General features: G+C 47.8%; 17 protein-coding genes and 1 tRNA gene. 1 reads left to right on the forward strand and 17 read right to left on the reverse strand.

Translation table 11 applies throughout. The features are described from left to right. Nucleotides 1–27: 27 nt before the first annotated feature. From DWZ45_RS12705 to DWZ45_RS12770, 13 genes are all read right to left on the reverse strand, one after another. On the reverse strand, nucleotides 28–339 hold the full coding sequence (locus DWZ45_RS12705) for a DUF5720 family protein (protein WP_002304317.1): 312 nt from the start codon (nucleotides 337–339) through the stop codon (nucleotides 28–30). A 10-nt stretch (nucleotides 340–349) separates the two neighbouring features. Further along, entirely contained in the window at nucleotides 350–991 is a 642-nt protein-coding gene (locus tag DWZ45_RS12710; RefSeq protein WP_002588969.1) for a DUF3846 domain-containing protein, read from the reverse strand. Nucleotides 992–1045: 54 nt separating this feature from the next. Continuing rightward, nucleotides 1046–1573 (reverse strand): hypothetical protein, encoded by a 528-nt coding sequence (locus tag DWZ45_RS12715; protein WP_002304315.1) that lies wholly within the window; start codon nucleotides 1571–1573, stop codon nucleotides 1046–1048. Nucleotides 1574–1581: 8 nt separating this feature from the next. Then, complete coding sequence (locus DWZ45_RS12720; protein ID WP_002304314.1) at nucleotides 1582–2508, reverse strand: ParB/RepB/Spo0J family partition protein; 927 nt, start codon at nucleotides 2506–2508, stop codon at nucleotides 1582–1584. Then, nucleotides 2465–3292, reverse strand: a complete 828-nt coding sequence (locus DWZ45_RS12725) for a ParA family protein (protein ID WP_002304313.1) — start codon at nucleotides 3290–3292, stop codon at nucleotides 2465–2467. The genes DWZ45_RS12720 and DWZ45_RS12725 overlap by 44 nt, the downstream gene beginning before the upstream one ends. 6 nt (nucleotides 3293–3298) lie before the next feature. Continuing rightward, nucleotides 3299–4228, reverse strand: a complete 930-nt coding sequence (locus DWZ45_RS12730; RefSeq protein WP_002304312.1) for a DUF6017 domain-containing protein — start codon at nucleotides 4226–4228, stop codon at nucleotides 3299–3301. Next, the gene (locus tag DWZ45_RS12735; protein WP_223385014.1) at nucleotides 4225–4428 is read right to left on the reverse strand and encodes a hypothetical protein; all 204 of its coding nucleotides are present in this window, start codon (nucleotides 4426–4428) and stop codon (nucleotides 4225–4227) included. The genes DWZ45_RS12730 and DWZ45_RS12735 overlap by 4 nt, the downstream gene beginning before the upstream one ends. A gap of 569 nt (nucleotides 4429–4997) precedes the next feature. Beyond that, a tRNA-Arg gene (locus DWZ45_RS12745) sits at nucleotides 4998–5074 on the reverse strand. Between the two features lie 509 nt (nucleotides 5075–5583). Continuing rightward, on the reverse strand, nucleotides 5584–6462 hold the full coding sequence (locus tag DWZ45_RS12750) for a DUF3881 family protein (protein ID WP_118469366.1): 879 nt from the start codon (nucleotides 6460–6462) through the stop codon (nucleotides 5584–5586). A 74-nt stretch (nucleotides 6463–6536) separates the two neighbouring features. Continuing rightward, nucleotides 6537–7040, reverse strand: coding sequence for a DUF4446 family protein (locus DWZ45_RS12755; protein WP_107000950.1), 504 nt, complete (start codon nucleotides 7038–7040; stop codon nucleotides 6537–6539). Nucleotides 7041–7091: 51 nt separating this feature from the next. Then, nucleotides 7092–8267: a ParB/RepB/Spo0J family partition protein gene (locus DWZ45_RS12760; RefSeq protein WP_227589454.1), complete on the reverse strand. Its 1176-nt coding sequence runs from the start codon at nucleotides 8265–8267 to the stop codon at nucleotides 7092–7094. Nucleotides 8268–8343: 76 nt separating this feature from the next. Next, nucleotides 8344–9114 carry an AAA family ATPase gene (locus tag DWZ45_RS12765; RefSeq protein WP_107000951.1) on the reverse strand — a complete coding sequence of 257 codons (771 nt, stop codon included), beginning with the start codon at nucleotides 9112–9114 and terminating at the stop codon, nucleotides 8344–8346. 158 nt (nucleotides 9115–9272) lie between these two features. Continuing rightward, nucleotides 9273–9812 carry an HD domain-containing protein gene (locus DWZ45_RS12770; protein ID WP_243015352.1) on the reverse strand — a complete coding sequence of 180 codons (540 nt, stop codon included), beginning with the start codon at nucleotides 9810–9812 and terminating at the stop codon, nucleotides 9273–9275. Between the two features lie 458 nt (nucleotides 9813–10270). On the opposite strand from DWZ45_RS12770, the gene DWZ45_RS12775 reads away from it, so the two are divergent. After that, nucleotides 10271–11221 (forward strand): alpha/beta hydrolase, encoded by a 951-nt coding sequence (locus DWZ45_RS12775; RefSeq protein ID WP_022358786.1) that lies wholly within the window; start codon nucleotides 10271–10273, stop codon nucleotides 11219–11221. A 459-nt stretch (nucleotides 11222–11680) separates the two neighbouring features. On the opposite strand, the gene DWZ45_RS14760 is transcribed toward DWZ45_RS12775, so the two are convergent. The 4 genes from DWZ45_RS14760 to mnmE all read right to left on the reverse strand — a co-directional run bounded on the left by DWZ45_RS14760 (nucleotide 11681) and on the right by mnmE (nucleotide 16567). Next, a complete protein-coding gene (locus tag DWZ45_RS14760; protein WP_265104104.1) occupies nucleotides 11681–11809 on the reverse strand; it encodes a hypothetical protein in 129 nt (42 codons plus the stop codon). A gap of 94 nt (nucleotides 11810–11903) precedes the next feature. After that, a complete protein-coding gene (gene rsmG / locus DWZ45_RS12780) occupies nucleotides 11904–12671 on the reverse strand; it encodes a 16S rRNA (guanine(527)-N(7))-methyltransferase RsmG (protein ID WP_118469367.1) in 768 nt (255 codons plus the stop codon). Between the two features lie 260 nt (nucleotides 12672–12931). Further along, nucleotides 12932–14839 (reverse strand): tRNA uridine-5-carboxymethylaminomethyl(34) synthesis enzyme MnmG, encoded by a 1908-nt coding sequence (gene mnmG, locus DWZ45_RS12785; protein ID WP_118469368.1) that lies wholly within the window; start codon nucleotides 14837–14839, stop codon nucleotides 12932–12934. A gap of 348 nt (nucleotides 14840–15187) precedes the next feature. Beyond that, the gene (gene mnmE / locus DWZ45_RS12790; protein WP_117796775.1) at nucleotides 15188–16567 is read right to left on the reverse strand and encodes a tRNA uridine-5-carboxymethylaminomethyl(34) synthesis GTPase MnmE; all 1380 of its coding nucleotides are present in this window, start codon (nucleotides 16565–16567) and stop codon (nucleotides 15188–15190) included. Between the last annotated feature and the right edge of the window lie 87 nt (nucleotides 16568–16654).

The raw sequence follows: 16654 nt of genomic DNA on the forward strand, positions 1-16654 counted from the left end.
CCTCCTGCAAGCAGTAGAGTGAACAGATTATCGTGCCATATCTCTGTGGTCGTAATACAGATTGCCCTTGGCAACTGCGGCATGGCTGATAATCTTGATATTGCCAGCTTTCTGGTTATCCAGAGCCTTCTGATAACCCACATCGCTCAAATACAGGCGATTTCTTTCGCCTTTCCAACCGACAGGCGATTCATCGGTCAGCACATCGAAAATAATCATGTGCTTGGTGGCGTCATCAAATCGTGCCAAGTCCATATAGGTATGTCCCTGGTACTCCTTGGCACCATCCTGAATCCGCTTTCGCTCCATCAGCTCTCCAATCGTCGAATTTCTTTGCATAAGAACCTCCTTACAGAACATCTCGGTCAGGGTTACTTTTGTGGGGAACCGAATCAGCTTTGACAGGTGCATCTTCTTTCTTCACCATGTCATCCGGCAGGGGAAGCGCCATAATGCTGCGCCCCATGCGTACAAAAGTCTCAGGCTGATGAAAGTGTTCCTCAAACTGCTTCATCAGTTCCGGGGACAGAGAACAAAAATCATCCTCGCCCAATCCCACAACCAGAAAATCACCGGCGATAATGTCATAAATATCGCCGTCATCATCACGCAGCGCACGGTTCAGTTCTTTGCCTACGAGTTTACCTTCGTCGTGCATCACCAGTGCAACCGGCTCATTGAACGGATAAGTTGCCTCAATATCGCCACCTACGGCTTTCTGCAAATCCTCCAGCTCACAGCCGATCTGCACAGCCTGCGGATACATGAACGGCTTTACCAGCAACACATTCATGGTATCTGCCTGTTCTTTCTGAACCTCCCGTTCCTCGGTCGTGCCGAACGCAACACCGGTAAAGTTTTCGGAGTCCAGAATGTACTCCGAATTGTAATAAGCGGCTCTAACCTGTTCCTCTGCCGCATCGTGAGATTCTGCTTGCACCGTAACCGTTTTCTCCAAGGTTTCGGTGATCTTCACATCGTATTCTTTCAAGTTTCGATACCTCCGTTTCTTTGGAAATAAGAAAAGCGACCATCCATGAACCTGTTACAGTTCATAAATAGTCGCATCCACATCGGCTAAAAGCTCGAACAAGCAAATATCGTCCAGTTCGCAAATCAGGGAACCCATGTCGAAGAAAATATCGTCCTCGCATTCCACCGTAGTAACCACGCTGCGGTGTTCGTTAAGACAAATGGCTTCTTCCTTGTCCATCGTGATCGTAGACATACAGGACACCACATAGAATGTCATATCTTCTGCTAACCACAGCTCCTTGCTCTGAATCGTGCGAACTTTTTCATCGCCGCTCATATCTTCTACATAGGACAGAAGCCGCACGGCTCTGCTGTTCAGAAGTACCTTTCCCTGATAGTCGATACCCTCACCAGCAGAGGACAATACTCGATACTCGCTAATCATCTCGGCATTTTTCTGAAACGACTTTGCCAGAAGCGCAGGAGAAATATCATCGAACTCCTCACTGTAGTTTACGAGCATATCTACCATATAATCAGGATCGCAAAGGTCGTAGAGTTCTTCCAAAGCGCCCTGAATGTTTTTGGGTGTAAACATTTTTTACCTTACCTTTCCATTGATTTTTCTCTTTTTTTCTGCCATTGCTCCAAAAGCTGAATGATTTTATCCTCCATCTGCTTGTTGGTATAGGACTTCGGGAAGTATTTTCGCAACGAATCCGTTTTGAAGGTTACTCTGTCCAGCTCTCCCTTCTTGATTTCATTCATAATCTCGCACATCGCATCCAGCGTACACTCGCCCTCCTGTGCGAGCTTTTTAATTCGCTGTGCTTGCGAAAGGGAAGGAGCTGCTTGAGCATAATCCATTGCAGAAAGAAAATCCTTCTGTTCTTCACTTGCCAGATAGGAAAGCTCCACCGCAGGATTGAATTTGATCTGACCCGTATCTACCATATCCAGCAGTTCCGGAATCAGTTCGGTCAGACGGATATAACGGTGTACCTGATTTCTGCTTTCTCCTGCCTCCTGACCGACTATATCCATTGCCTGCAACTTCATCCCAACTTGGGATGAAGTTAAATCGGTGCGTTGACCTTGATGTTTAATCGCATCCAGCTTCATCTTATAAGCAAATGCTCTTTCACTCGGCAGGATACTCTCCCTCTGCAAATTCGCATCAACCATCAAAATAATGGCTGCATCATCGTCCAGGTCACGAACAATCGCAGGCATGGTTTCCTTACCCGCAAGCTCCGATGCCCGGTGCCGCCTGTGACCAGAAACGATTTCATAACCACCGTCGGGGTCAGGACGGACAATCGCAGGAGTGAGAACTCCGAAATCTCGGACGCTCTCTGCCGTTTTCATCATTTCTTCATCATCAACCACACGGAAGGGGTGTCCCTCAAAGGGGTGTAGCTCAGAAAGCGGAATTTCCTGCACACGCTCCTGCTGGGCTTCAGCTCTGGATTGATCGGTGGAGAAAATATCATCGTACCCCTTCAAGCTGATGTTTGCGCCTTTTTTCTGCATTGTTTAACACCTCCTTCGTCAGAATTTTATAGGCTTCGGCAACTTTGCCTTTGGGATCATGCTTGAAGATACTGGTTCCCTCTGCGCTGATTTCCTCTGCACGGACAGAGCGGGGAATGTCGGTCTTGTAAACCTTCAGCTTTCCGCCGTAGCTCTCCCGAATCAGATTGCTGATGTCTTTGGAGTAGTTGGTGCGGCTGTCCACCATCGTCAGAAGAATCCCTTCAATCCTCAGTTTCGGGTTGATTTGCCTCTTGACCTTGTTGATGGTTCCAAGCAGCTGTTCCAGACCCTTTGCAGGAAGGTATGCTGCCTGAACCGGTATCAGCACATTGTCGGCAGCTGCCAACGCATTGACGGTCAGCATACCCAAAGACGGCATACAGTCAAGAAGAATGTAATCATAATTCTGTTTGACTGTATCCAGGTATTGCCGGAGAATGGTTTCCCGGCTCATGGCATTGACCAGTGCTACCTCCATACCTGAGAGTTCGATGTTGGACGGCACCAAATCAACGCCCTCCGGATGATGAAGAATCCCTTCATCGGGAGTAATAGGGTTTTCCATCATAATCTTTCCCATCAGATCGGAAAGTGTCGGAGACAGATCATCCGGGCAGGGATTGCCCAAACTGACCGTCAGGGAAGCCTGGGGATCGGTGTCTACCAGAAGCACCTTTTTTCCTTCAAGAGCCAAGCCAACGCCCAGATTCTCGGTGGTGGTGGTCTTTCCAGTGCCTCCTTTCTGATTGACCACCGCAATGATGGTTGCTTTTTTCGACATTTATCGTCACTCTCCTTCCTCTCGCTTCATTTTCAATTTCTTAAATCCTCCTTCCAAATATCCGTGTGACATATCGTGCCGAACAAGAGCATCGTAGTAGGTGTCTATTGTCGTCGGCGCATTGTATATCGTAGTCAGCATATACTGACGGATATTTCTAATCTTTGTGGTGTTCTCCTTGAAGCAGTCCATAACATATCGAATGTGTTCGGCATTCAGTTTCATAAACCGACTGCGGACAATTTCTGCCGGACGCTCCTCTGCACCAATGCGAATCAACGGTCGCTTCGTGCAAACTGTTTCAACGATCAACTCCAGAATGTTATCCAGCATTTCGGAATCGTAAGGGTAATCCTTCTTCAACAAATCCATACTGAGCTGATCCGAGAAATAATCAAAGTATTCTTGATACCGGTCATTCTCGTCCATCATTCCACCATTTCCGGAAGGAAAGATAGAATCAGTATCACTAAATTCAGTATTTTTAATATCAGTATTATTACATTGTGATTTCGGAAGTTCTTGAGTTGTGATTTCCATTGTTCCAGAATTGTGATTTTCACAATTCAAGAGTTGTGAATCCACAGCAGAGATAAAGTTCTTCACATAGATCAGGTTGGGCTTTCCCAAACCCTGGCGCTTACGTTCAATCAATCCTGCTTTCTTCTCAAGTTCACTGAGCAGCTTGATAGCCTTTTGTTCAGCACAGTTCAGAGCCATCTTCGCTTCGTCGATTGTAAAAATGATATACACTCTACCGTTTTTATCTATCCAACCATTCTTGGCAGACAGGCTCATGCGGTCAAGCAAAATGCCATACAGCATCTTGGCATCGGCAGAAATATTCCAGAACCTCTCGTTCGTGAACAACACCTTCGGAACTCGATAGAATGTGAATAGATCGGATTGCTGACCGTAAAAATAATCAAAACTCACACGGCTTCACCACCTTCTTTCTGCGGAAAACTTTCTGTTGTCAGCGGAATGCTGCGGAAAGTCGTATCCGTCTTTTCGTAAGGACATCGGGCAAAATAGTAGAAGCGGTATTCCTGTTCATACACATCCATATCAACGAAGCCCCACTTCACGCATAACCTTCTTCGTACACCAACCAATGCACGGGTGATCTCGCCCATAGGGACAGCCATCACATTCCGACTTGGGTTTCGGCGGCAAAGAGATTAAGTAGTAGCAATTATTTCTACCCAGACGGCAGCCCTTTCTGCCATTCGTCCAGAAGTAGCAGTAATGACAGTCGCTCGGCTTGTCTGCGGTATAAACAGGCTTGCTCAAATAAAACACCTCCAATCTCTTGTATTTGCCCATGGGTTTGGGCATAAAAAAAGAGCGCCTATCCATCCCCAATGCGGGGCAAATAGACGCTCTATGTACATAACGATATTTAATTTTATCTGCTATAACTGCATGGTATTCAAAACATCCGCCTTTTTTGATTAGCTGGATTTTTGGCACGATTTTGGGGCTGATTAGCAGGAAGGGCATTTTCATTAGCAAGAACAGCCCGTTTTCTGCTAAAAATTAGCTGGCGATTTTGTCTTATAACAACCGTTCGATTCTGGAGGGGTTGTCAAAAATCAAATTTTGGAGTAGAATTTTATCTCATACAGTGAAAGAGCTTTTTCGTAGCTTTTTATATAAGAAAAGCCGAAAACCCTTGAAAACAAAGGCTTTCGGCGTTGTTCACTGGCGTCCATAAGAGGATTTGAACCTCCGACCCCACGCTTAGGAGGCGTGTGCTCTATCCAGCTGAGCTATATGGACGTGTCTGATATATGATTATAGCCCGATCAAAGTCGAACTGCAATCCCTTATTTAGTTTTTTTTGAGGTGGCCGTTGTAACGCAACCTTAGGAGGCGCTTGTTATATCCATTTAACTATGGGAACAAATGCCGTATTTTCGGGCTTTTTCAGCCTTTTCGGTCACGGCGACCAACTTTATGAACTCAATCACTTTCGTGATGAATTATCTCTTTCTTATCTCTTCTGATTTTTCAGATTTCGCTTCCTTAAGTGATCCTCAAACGCTACCCTTTTTCTTCAAAAGGGTTCCGCCATGGTTCTACCTTAGGAGGCGAACACTCTATCCTACTGAGCTACAGAGATTTATATGTTTCACGTGAAACATATATCGTATTTTCATACTGCATTTTATTATAATTCATTTTCATGTGTTCCGCAACTATTTTCTCTTCTCACATGCTCCGTATGCAATTTCTGTGTAGCTGTTCACGGGTAGGCACTTTTGGAACCGATGATTTTTTATAGACCTTTACGCAAAATGAGCCGTTCCCATCATCCATATTTTTCCTTTAAACCGACGTCCCGGAAGCGGTTCTCCAAGCAGGTCCATCTTATTGATACCCACGCGGAAATACAGATCGTTGCATTCCACCTTGAGATCATAGATTTCCTCGCCGGTAAACCGGTTTTTCTTACATATAACCTCTTTGATCTCGCCTAAAATCGAATACTGATCGCACTCGATCCCGCTTGGCATAAAAGTTGTATCGACGATCGAATAAATATCCTCTCTCGTCGCCCGGCGCGATGCCATCGAATAGAGATCCAGATCCTCGATTGTTAAGGACTCCATCGCATCCTCGTCGCCATTTTTTGCCGCTTCCAAAAGTTCATCCCGGTTTTTCGCCGCCACTTTGGCTTTTTCAATCTGCAGCGCCGTCTTTTTGATCGGAAGAAGCACCTTGCCCCGATTGGCAAATCCTGCCAGGCTAACCGAATTCACCTGTAAGCGCTCGCGCTCTTTCCGGTAACACTCCCTGTATTCGATCGGATTCAAGAGATAAAAGATCAGCGAAAGCCCTACCTTATACTCATCCAGAAGCCCCGCATAGGTTTCCTTCTCCGTATGACGCTGAATGGAACATTCTGCCCGCGAGGTTACCTCCTCGTTCAGGATATAGGGATAATAATACTCTATCTCCATCTCATCCTGCTCATTCAGCTCCCCATACATCGCCACGCCGATCCCCGGCGCAACTTCTGTCTTGATCTCATATAATTCGGTCCCCCTGTCAAGCTGAAGACAGCTGGAGGTTCCCGCCTCTCTCGCCAGACAGCGAAGCAGGGCACGGATGTCCTTCTTCTTCTGATACATACTAAATCCGGCAGCTCGCAAAAAACGATGCATATTGACTCCTTCTAACTACAATCCGCAGCTGCTGCCAACACATACAGCCGCCTCATTTCTATCCTTTATTTTCTTTACTTATACCCAAGCGCACGCTCCAGTGCTTCCTTCTCTTCACTTCCTAAAAGCACCTCGGTCTTGCCCTCTACGACATCCTTCAGATACAGGTAACAGCCTTCACGGCTGTGAACAGAATTCAGCACAAATCCCGTGTTGTTATCATCCAGCATGGCAATGACAAAACTCAGATTGCCGCCCATGCCCTTAAACGCATTGTACTTGACAATACCGGTTTTCTGGTATCCAGCCTGCGCCTTGGAGACAACCGAATCCACCAGGCGTTTTGTATCTCCGTCCTTTGCCCGCAGATACTCGGTCTCATCCACCAGTTCCATGATCGTGTCTTCGAGCGTCTCCGCATCTTTTCCCCGCATAAACATATCATATCTGCGATACAACTTCCTATACTGCGAAAAACAGATGACGGACGCAATAAATGATATGAGTGTCAGGATCGCCAGAACGATCACGATAACCCCCGGATCGATGCCAATCCCGCTAAAAATACTGCTCTCCATCTTTCATTCCTCATTTCCCATCATCCGTCCCCTGGGACGAATTTTGTGTGATTACTGTCTTAATGACTCCAAAAGCTCAATCAGACGTTCCAGTTCCGCTGATGAATAGTATTCGATCTCGATTCTGCCTTTATTCTTATCCTTGCGGTTGATCGAAACCTTCGTTCCCATAACTCCTTTCAGCTTCTCTTCCACATCCTTGAAAAAGACCTCCATATCGCGTTCCGGCTCTGCTTTCTTTTTCGCCTTTTTCGGCTTCAAAAGCTCTTTCACCAGACGCTCGACCTCGCGGACGCTCAAATGATTTTCTACTGTTTTAAGCGCCAACTGGTACTGTTTTTCACCATCTTCCAGCGAAAGAAGCGCTCTCGCATGACCTCCGGTAAGCCGGTCCTGAATCAGCATCTCCTGCACTCTCTCATCCAGTTTCAAAAGACGCATGCTGTTCGTGATCGTCGCACGGTTCTTCGCTACGCGCTCTGCCACGTCCTCCTGACGCAGCCCAAACTCCTGAATCAGCATCTGGTAGGCTTTCGCCTCCTCAATCGGATTTAAATCTGCACGCTGTACATTCTCGATCAGGGCGATCTCCATCGTCTGCTGTCTCGTATACTCGCGCACGATCACCGGAACTTCCCGAAATCCTGCCAGTTTGGCAGCTCTCCACCGGCGCTCTCCGGCAATCAGCTCATAACGATCGCCCTTTTTCTGAACCAGAAGCGGCTGCAGCACGCCGTAACGGCGGATGGATTCTGCCAGCTCTCCGAGCTGTTCTTCATCAAACATCTTACGCGGCTGGCTGACATTTGGCTCAATCTCCGAAATATTTAGAAATTTCTCTTTTTCCACCTCGACGATCCTTACGACCGGCTCCGCTTTTGCCGTCTGTGTCTTCGATTTTGCCGCCGTCTCCCCGGCTGTGCGGGTTTTTCCTTCTGCCGTCGTCTTTCCGGATGCCTTTGCAACTCCCACGCGGCTTCCTTTTCCCACTGTTTTCGCAGCTGTCTTTCCGGCAGACGCCGATTTTTTCTGTTTTTTAGATCCCGGAAGCACCATATCCAGCTCTTCCAGGCTCTTTTTCTCTATCTCCTGTTCCGTCTCACGAACGGAAGTCTTTTTTCCGGCTTCATCCGATGGCTTTGCGCTGCTTTTTCCCGCTTCTGCATTCTCGTAATCATTTCCAAAAAAAGCTCCCAGTCCTCTGCCAAGCCCCGTTCTCTTTGACATTTCCTTCCTCCTCACGAACCTCCCGACGCCCCGGCAGGCATCCTTTCTGAATTTCACTTCACCGTTATTTTCCTGCCTACAGCTCTTCTCCCCGGCTGATCACCTCTGCTGCCAGCAGACGGTAGCTCTCTGCACCAGTCGAACGGCTGTCGTACAGGTTGATCGGCATTCCGTGGCTCGGCGCCTCCGCCAGTCGCACATTTCTCGGTATGATCGTCTTGTAAATCCGCTCATTTAAGTTCTGTTTTACATTCTCTACGACCTGCAGGGAGAGATTCGTTCTCGCATCATACATGGTAAATACCACGCCCTCCAGCTCCAGCGACGGATTCATCTTTTTCCGGACCAAACCGATCGTCCGGAGTACCTGGCTCAGTCCTTCCAGCGCATAATATTCGCACTGGATTGGCACCAGCACCGTATCTGCCGCTACCAGCGCATTGATCGTCAAAAGACTCAGCGACGGCGGGCAGTCGATGATAATAAAATCATACTGATCGCGGATTGTCTCCAGATAACCGTTTAACACCGACTCTTTATTTTCCACATCCAGAAGTTCAATCTCAGCTCCTGCCAGATTCGAATCCGAAGGAAGAACATCCAGATTTTCCTGAACATCGCGCATCAGACAGTCCTCCAGTGTGCAATCGCCCAAAAGCAGCTCATAGACTGTATCTTCAATCTGTTCTTTTTCCAATCCCAAACCAGTGGTTGCATTTCCCTGCGGATCAAAATCGATCGTCAGAACCCTCTGTCCCGCCTCTGCCAGGCATGCCGACAGGTTGATCGCCGTTGTCGTTTTACCTACGCCGCCCTTCTGATTTGCAATCGCAATCGTTCGTCCCATACCGTATTCCTTCCATTTCCTCGGTTTTATCTCACATGAAAGACAGGAAAAAGCCTTCCCGCAGGCATCCGCACAGCGATTTCCAGCTTTTTCCCATTCTTGTCTTGCCTAATAGTATAACACACTTAAAACTCATTTCCTACTTTTTTAGAAAAATTTCATTTAAAATGTTTCACGTGAAACATCGGCTCCACCGTCTCCCCCAGAGCACACCATTTATCTGCCAGACACACAATCCATGCCTCGCGGCACTGAGGCGGCACCGGTATCAGCGGAAACATATGACGTGCGATGATATTTTTTTCCTTCCAATTTAAATGGTAATCTCTCTGTGCATTTCCAAGCGCTGTTTTCGGGTGACGGAAGCCGTGCAGGCGGTGCGAGGGATCCTTCTGATGCCAGTCATACAAAAAATAATCGTGCAGCAGTGCCCCTCTCACAAGTGATTTTGGTTCCAAGCGAATCTGCCACCGTTCCATCATCCAAAGGCTTGTGTAGGCAACATTGAGGCTGTGGCGGTAAATGGATGTCGTACCATGCTGCATCGCCAGCTTCTCCTCGTCTAAGCGCCCTTCCTGCTTCAGTTCGCGTATCGTTTCCGCCAGCAGCCGCTGCCTGCCCGCCGACAACTGAAAAGATTTCTCTGTCTTCCGTTCCATACGATGCTGAAAGCATAACTTATTTTCCTTCTTTATCATATCGCGCATTTCTTTCCCCATCGATTGATTTTTTGATACGTGAACATTATAATGATTTTAATATCGATTTTCAATGAAATTTTGTTTACATAAAATGGCATGTTCATAACTGTTCACAGGTAGAAATTTTCCAAACTGAAAATCCCGAACGCTACAGTTCTGGTTGCAGATTTTTCCGATTTGAAATGCGAAGCATCGGCAAAATCCCGTTACTTGGGCACACATCTGTGAACAGATATTCTGTGAAAAAACGCTGGAAATAGCTGAACTGGAATACAGGAAAATATGATATAATATGAGCACTTAGCGAGGTGTTTTCGATCCTAGTGCGAGTCATACCTAAATACTTAATGAAGCCAAGACAAAGGCGATAGCTGAATTTAGTATTTATGGTATAATAGAATTACTTGATGAGATATTTTCGAGTTTAATTTTTCGATTCAAAAGGAGCTTTCTATATGAACACAAAAAACAAGATCATGACCTGCCTGATGCTGTCCGCCGGCGGCGCAGTTTCACTGGCACTTTTAAATAAATATATTCAATTTTCTGCCACCTCCCGCGGTCTGACCCGGGAAGAGAATTCTCTCTGCTACAAATGGCGGCTGGGAAATATCTACTATACAAAATGCGGTTCCGGCAAACCGCTTCTGTTAATTCACGATCTGCACTTTGCATCGAGCGGCTATGAGTGGGAATCCATCCGCGAACAGCTCAGCCGCTCCTACACCGTCTACACGCTCGACCTTCTCGGCTGCGGACGTTCCGAGAAGCCGAACCTGACCTACACAAATTACCTGTTTGTCCAGCTGATCTGTGATTTTATCAAATCTGAGATCGGACATCGGACCAACATTCTCTCCACCGGTGATTCAGCGGCACTGTCTATCATGGCGTGCAGCAACTCTCCAGAACTGTTTGATCAGATCATGCTCATCAACCCGAGCAGCCTTACCGACTGTTGTCAGCTTCCGGGTAAAAATGCCAAGCTTTATAAGCTTCTTCTGGATCTCCCGCTGGCTGGAACGCTCATTTACCACATTGCGTGCAGCCGCTCTATGATCGAAGAGGCATTCCGCACCAAATATTTTTACAATCCGTATACCGTAAAACCGGTTCAGATCGACCGCAGCCACGAAGCCGCACATCTCGGTGAATGTCCGAAAGCGATCTTCTCCAGTATTGAATGCCGCTATACCAAGTGCAATATTTCCAATGCTCTCAGGAAGATCGACAACAGCATCTTCATCATCGGCGGTTCCGAGGAACCGATGATCGAGGCGACGATTCAGGATTACAAGATTTATAATTCCGCAATCGAGTCCTCTATCATTCCGAAGACCAAACATCTGCCGCAGTTAGAACAGCCGGATGCCGTGATGGATGCGATCCATATGTTTTTTTCTTAAAAAAGGATAATGAGTATGCATACCGCGGAGCGTTTTTTCGTCATAGGACGAAGCTTATTACTGTTCACGCATACGTGCCCAATAACGGGATTTGCCGTGGCTTCGCATTTAAATACGGCAAATTCCTGCTGCCACCGCGTTTTCTTACGGCACTTTCGGTTCCGAAAGTGCCTACCCGCGAACAGTTACTCTCTCTTTCCCACATCTCCATGAAATTCCTTTTTCATACTCATACCATGATGCAGATACCATTTTTCCAGTATCTTTCATATTCACAGCGTCATCCTTCCGTGCGCCTTGTTTGTTGCTTCTTGATAGGAACGGTCCTAATGTTTCATCCAGGTCCCGCCGCACTATCTATATACAAACAAAACCCCCGGAATGCTCCTCTTTATTCTACATTATTCCCACTCGATCTCCTCGGCTTTCGCACAAAAAACTATATTCTGTAACGAAAACTCAAATTTTATAAATTTTCCCTATTATTTCCAGCTCTGCCATCGCCTCTACCCGCTTCTCCAGATTTCCTCTGTCATATGCCTGATACGGCTTCTGGAACACAATCTTCCAGGACAAATATTCAGTCATATATTTTTGTTTAAACCCCGCCTATATGAAAAAGAAAGACTGCATACCCTACGTGTTCCATATACAGTCTTTCTCTATCTACCTTTTGATTGCTTTATTTCAGCGGCTCCCGCGACGGCGTTCCCGCTTTTCTCGGATACTTCTTTCCCGTCCTCTCTGTCTTATGAATCCGGACCAGGTTACGCTCATCCTCATTGGCAAGGTGGAAGGAAATCACATCCTCCAGCTCGCCGCCCAGCTTGCGGATCGCACCTTTTCCCGTCTTCATCTCTTCCTCCAGTTTGCCCGATTTGTACGGCACAAACCAGCCACCCACCTTGACAAACGGCAGGCAGTATTCCGACAGCGTGGACAGATTTGCCACCGCGCGTGAAACGCAGAAATCAAATGTTTCACGTGAAACATTATCATGTGCTGCATCCTCCGCCCGTCCGTGAACCGCCTGAATTTTTTCCAGTTCCAATGCCTGAATTACCTCGTTCAGAAAGTTGATCCGCTTATTTAAAGAATCGAGAAGCGTGACCTTTAAATTTGGAAATGCAATCTTTAACGGGATACCCGGAAATCCAGCTCCCGTTCCAACATCGATCAACGTATACTCTTTCTCTGCCAGATCCGGCACCGCTTTCACAAGTGCCAGACTATCCGAAAAATGTTTGGTCACAACTTCCTTCTGTTCCGTGATCGCTGTCAGATTCACCATCGTATTCCAATGAATCAACAGTTCATAGTAATCGTAGAACTGCTTGATCTGGTGTTCATTTAACGTGACACCCATCTCCTGCGCTTCTTTCTGAAACTGCTCGGTAAAGTCTGCCGGAGGCAGAACCACACCGCTTTCTACTTTATTTTCTTCTGCCATAAATATATCCTTTATGATATGTTCTATTTTTTCTCAGGTTCTTATCTATCTTACATTTTGAGTTGCTGCAATGCGTTTACCTGTTTCCATGCAGTCTCTGACTCGTTACTGTTCACGCATACGTGCCCAGTAACGGAATTTGCCGTGGCTTCGCATTTAAATACGGCAAATTCCTCCTGCCACCAGGTTTTCTTACGACACTTTCGGTTCCAAAAGTGCCTGCCCGTGTACAGTAACTCTGAATCCGCTCGTTTCTATATTTACAGTTCTTTCTTCTCTTCCCCATGCCCCGCATGGCGGCTCTGCTCTAAGTGTACCAGCAGCACCGAAATATCCGCCGGTGACACGCCCGCGATTCGGGATGCCTGACCGATATTTGCCGGTTTATAGAGATTTAACTTCTGTACTGCCTCACGGCGCAGGCTTCCGACCGTGGAATAGTCGAAGTTTTCATCCAGCTTCCGGCTCTCCATCTTCTTGAACTGTGCAACCTGCTGCAGCTGGCGGCGGATATAGCCGTCATACTTGATGTTGATGTTGATCTGCTCGATCACATCTTCCGGAAGTTCCGGACGGTTCGGATCCAGCTCTGCCAGTGCTTCATAGCTTAACTCCGGACGGCGTACCAGCTCTGCCAGCGTTGCCGCGGTCTTGAGCGGGGTGCTTCCGTGGCGCTCTAAAAATTCCTGCACTTCTTTTCCAGCGCCAATGTTGATCTTCTCCAGACGCTTTGCCTCTTCCTCGATTATGTTTTCTTTCCAGAGAACACGCTCATACATCGCATCACTGACCAGTCCAATCTCATGCCCGATCGGGGAAAGACGCAGATCCGCGTTGTCCTGACGCAAAAGCAGGCGGTATTCCGCACGCGACGTCATCATCCGGTACGGTTCATGGTTTTCTTTGGTAACCAGATCGTCGATTAAGACACCGATATATGCCTGGGAACGGTCGAGGATGATCGGTTCTTTTCCCAGCACTTCGCGCGCCGCATTGACACCCGCCATAAAGCCCTGTACCGCCGCTTCCTCATAACCGGAGCTTCCGTTAAACTGACCGCCGCTGAACAATCCCCGGATCGCCTTAAATTCCAGCGATGCCTTCAACTGGCGTGCATTGATACAATCGTACTCAATTGCATATGCATTTCGAACAATTTTTACATTTTCAAGTCCCGGCACGGTACGATACATCGCGTACTGCACATCCTCCGGCAGGGAACTGGACATACCGCCCAGATACATTTCATTCGTATAAATTCCCTCCGGCTCGACAAAAACCTGATGACGGTTCTTATCTGGAAATTTTACCACCTTATCCTCGATCGATGGACAGTAACGCGGACCTGTTCCCTCGATCGCGCCCGAAAAGAGGGGCGATCGATCCAGGTTGTTGCGGATGATCTCATGTGTTTTCTCATTGGTATAGGTCAACCAGCAGGACACCTGCTCCTTCTGCACCGACTCCGGATCGGTGGAAAAAGAAAATGGCACAACCCTCTCATCGCCGAACTGCTCTTCCATCTTAGAAAAATCGATGCTGCGCTTATCAACACGCGCCGGTGTGCCCGTCTTGAAACGGAACATCTCGATTCCCAGCTTTTTCAGGGAATCTGTCAGATGGTTTGCCGCCTGCAGACCATTCGGTCCGGTCGGATTGCTCACATCACCATAGATACATCTCGCTTTCAGGTACGTTCCCGTTGCCAGCACCACCGCCTTGCAGTAATACGTCGCGCCGGAGTACGTTTTCAGTCCTTTGATCTGACCTTCTTCCACGATCAGCTCTGCCACCTCTCCCTGACGGATCGTCAGGTGATCGGTATTTTCCATGGTACGGCGCATCTGGCGGGTGTATTCCTGCTTGTCCGCCTGCGCGCGGAGCGAATGCACCGCCGGTCCCTTGGACTGGTTGAGCATCTTGGACTGTATAAAGGTTTTATCTATATTTTTTCCCATCTCGCCGCCGAGCGCATCCAGCTCGCGCACCAAGTGGCCCTTCGAGCTTCCGCCGACATTCGGGTTGCACGGCATCAGGGCGATGCTGTCCACGCTGACGGTAAACACGATCGTCTCGAGTCCCAGTCTCGCGCTTGCCAGCGCCGCCTCACAGCCGGCGTGTCCCGCCCCGACGACCGCTACATCATAATTTTCTGTTAAACAGGGCATGTTTCCTCTTTCCTCTCTATCTCTGCGTTCTATTCAAGTCGAACGTCCGTGAGACTTGGCGCGTGATTCTGGTCAGCGTAAGCTGACATATTCTTTACAGAATCACTGCGCATCCTCGCGGAGCGTTTATCTCAGTCGGAGACAAGGCTTCCACTGAGACAAATTTGCTATTACTCACCACGGGAGTCTTCTCGACTGAGATAAACACTGCGGCTCATGCGCCGTATGATTCGCAGCCGATTTTACTGTAGCTGCACATTTCAATTCGATCAAACGCCTTATATTCTTTCTTGTTTTCAGATCCACCCTATCATACCACAAGGAAAGAAACCTTGCAAAAAAATTGATCTATTTCCCCATACAAAAATGGCTGAAAATCTCATTCACCAGATCCTCTTCCAGTGATTCCCCAAGGATCGTTCCAAGATGTTCATAGGCATCCATCAGATCAATCGAGAAAAAATCCTCCGGCATCGCATTGTCGATGCTTGTCTCGACCAGACGCAGGCTTTTCAGCGCCTGCTCCATCGCCGTCTTGTGACGGACGTTTGTCAGCATGACCTGATCGTTGAAATTCAGGTTTCCCTGCAAGAACATCGTCTGAATTTTTTCCTCCAATCGATCAATTCCCTGCTGTTCCTTCGCCGATACCGGGATCACTTCCTGCCCGCACGCTTCGCGAAGCGCTTCTTCTGTGAGAACCGGTTCCAGATCTGTCTTATTTAAGAGGACGATCACCTTCCGTCCCCGGATCAAATCGAGGATCTGACGGTCATTTTCATCCAGCTTCCTTGATCCATCGACCACATACAAGATCAAATCTGCCTCATCCGCAATTTTTCTCGCCCGTTCCACGCCAATCTTTTCAACGATATCCTCCGTTTCCCGGATGCCCGCCGTATCGATCAAATTTAAACTAAGCCCGCGCAGACGGATATTTTCCTCCAGCGTATCGCGTGTCGTACCGGCGATCTCTGTCACAATCGCGCGCTCCTCTCCCAGCAGTACATTCATCAGGGACGATTTTCCTGCATTCGGCTTACCTAAGATCACGGTTTTGATCCCCTCCGTCATGATACGCCCGTTGTCAAACGTCCCGATCGACGCCTCCAGCTCCATCTCAATCGGCTGCAGCGTCTCCCGAAGGCGCTCCGGGTATCCGTCCAGAGAAATATGCTCCGGATCATCAAGTGCGGACTCAATAAAGGCAATCTCATAGATTAGTTTTTCGCGGAGTTCCCGCACTTTCCGCGACATTGAACCGCTCAACTGGCTGACCGAAGACTGCAGCGCATACTCATTTTTCGACTGGATCACATCGATCACGGCTTCCGCCTGCGAAAGATCAATTCTGCCATTTAAAAACGCCCGCTTCGTAAATTCGCCTGGTTCCGCCAGCCGTGCCCCACATTTTACCGCCAGCTCCAGAATCCGCTTCATCACCAGCACGCCTCCGTGACAGTCAATCTCTACCGTATCCTCCGCCGTATAACTGTGCGGACCGCGCATCAAAAGAAGCAGCACTTCATCGATCCGTTCCTCTCCATCCCGAATATATCCATAATGAATCGTATACGTTTTCTGCTCTGAAAGCCTCTTCCCCGCCACCGCCGGTTCAAACATCCGCTCCGCCACCGCAACAGCGTCCGAACCGCTAATCCGGATAATCCCAATCCCCGAACTCGAAAGCGCCGTCGCGATCGCGGCGATTGTATCTGTATATACCATATATATATAAATCCTTCCTTGCTTTTTATCTTCTTATTCTATACCATATGGAAGCATTTTCCCATCTTTATTTACAAATCTAGTCTA

The sequence above is a fragment of the Clostridium sp. AF32-7AC genome, assembly GCF_003477925.1.
GTDB lineage: Bacteria > Bacillota > Clostridia > Lachnospirales > Lachnospiraceae > Otoolea > Otoolea fessa.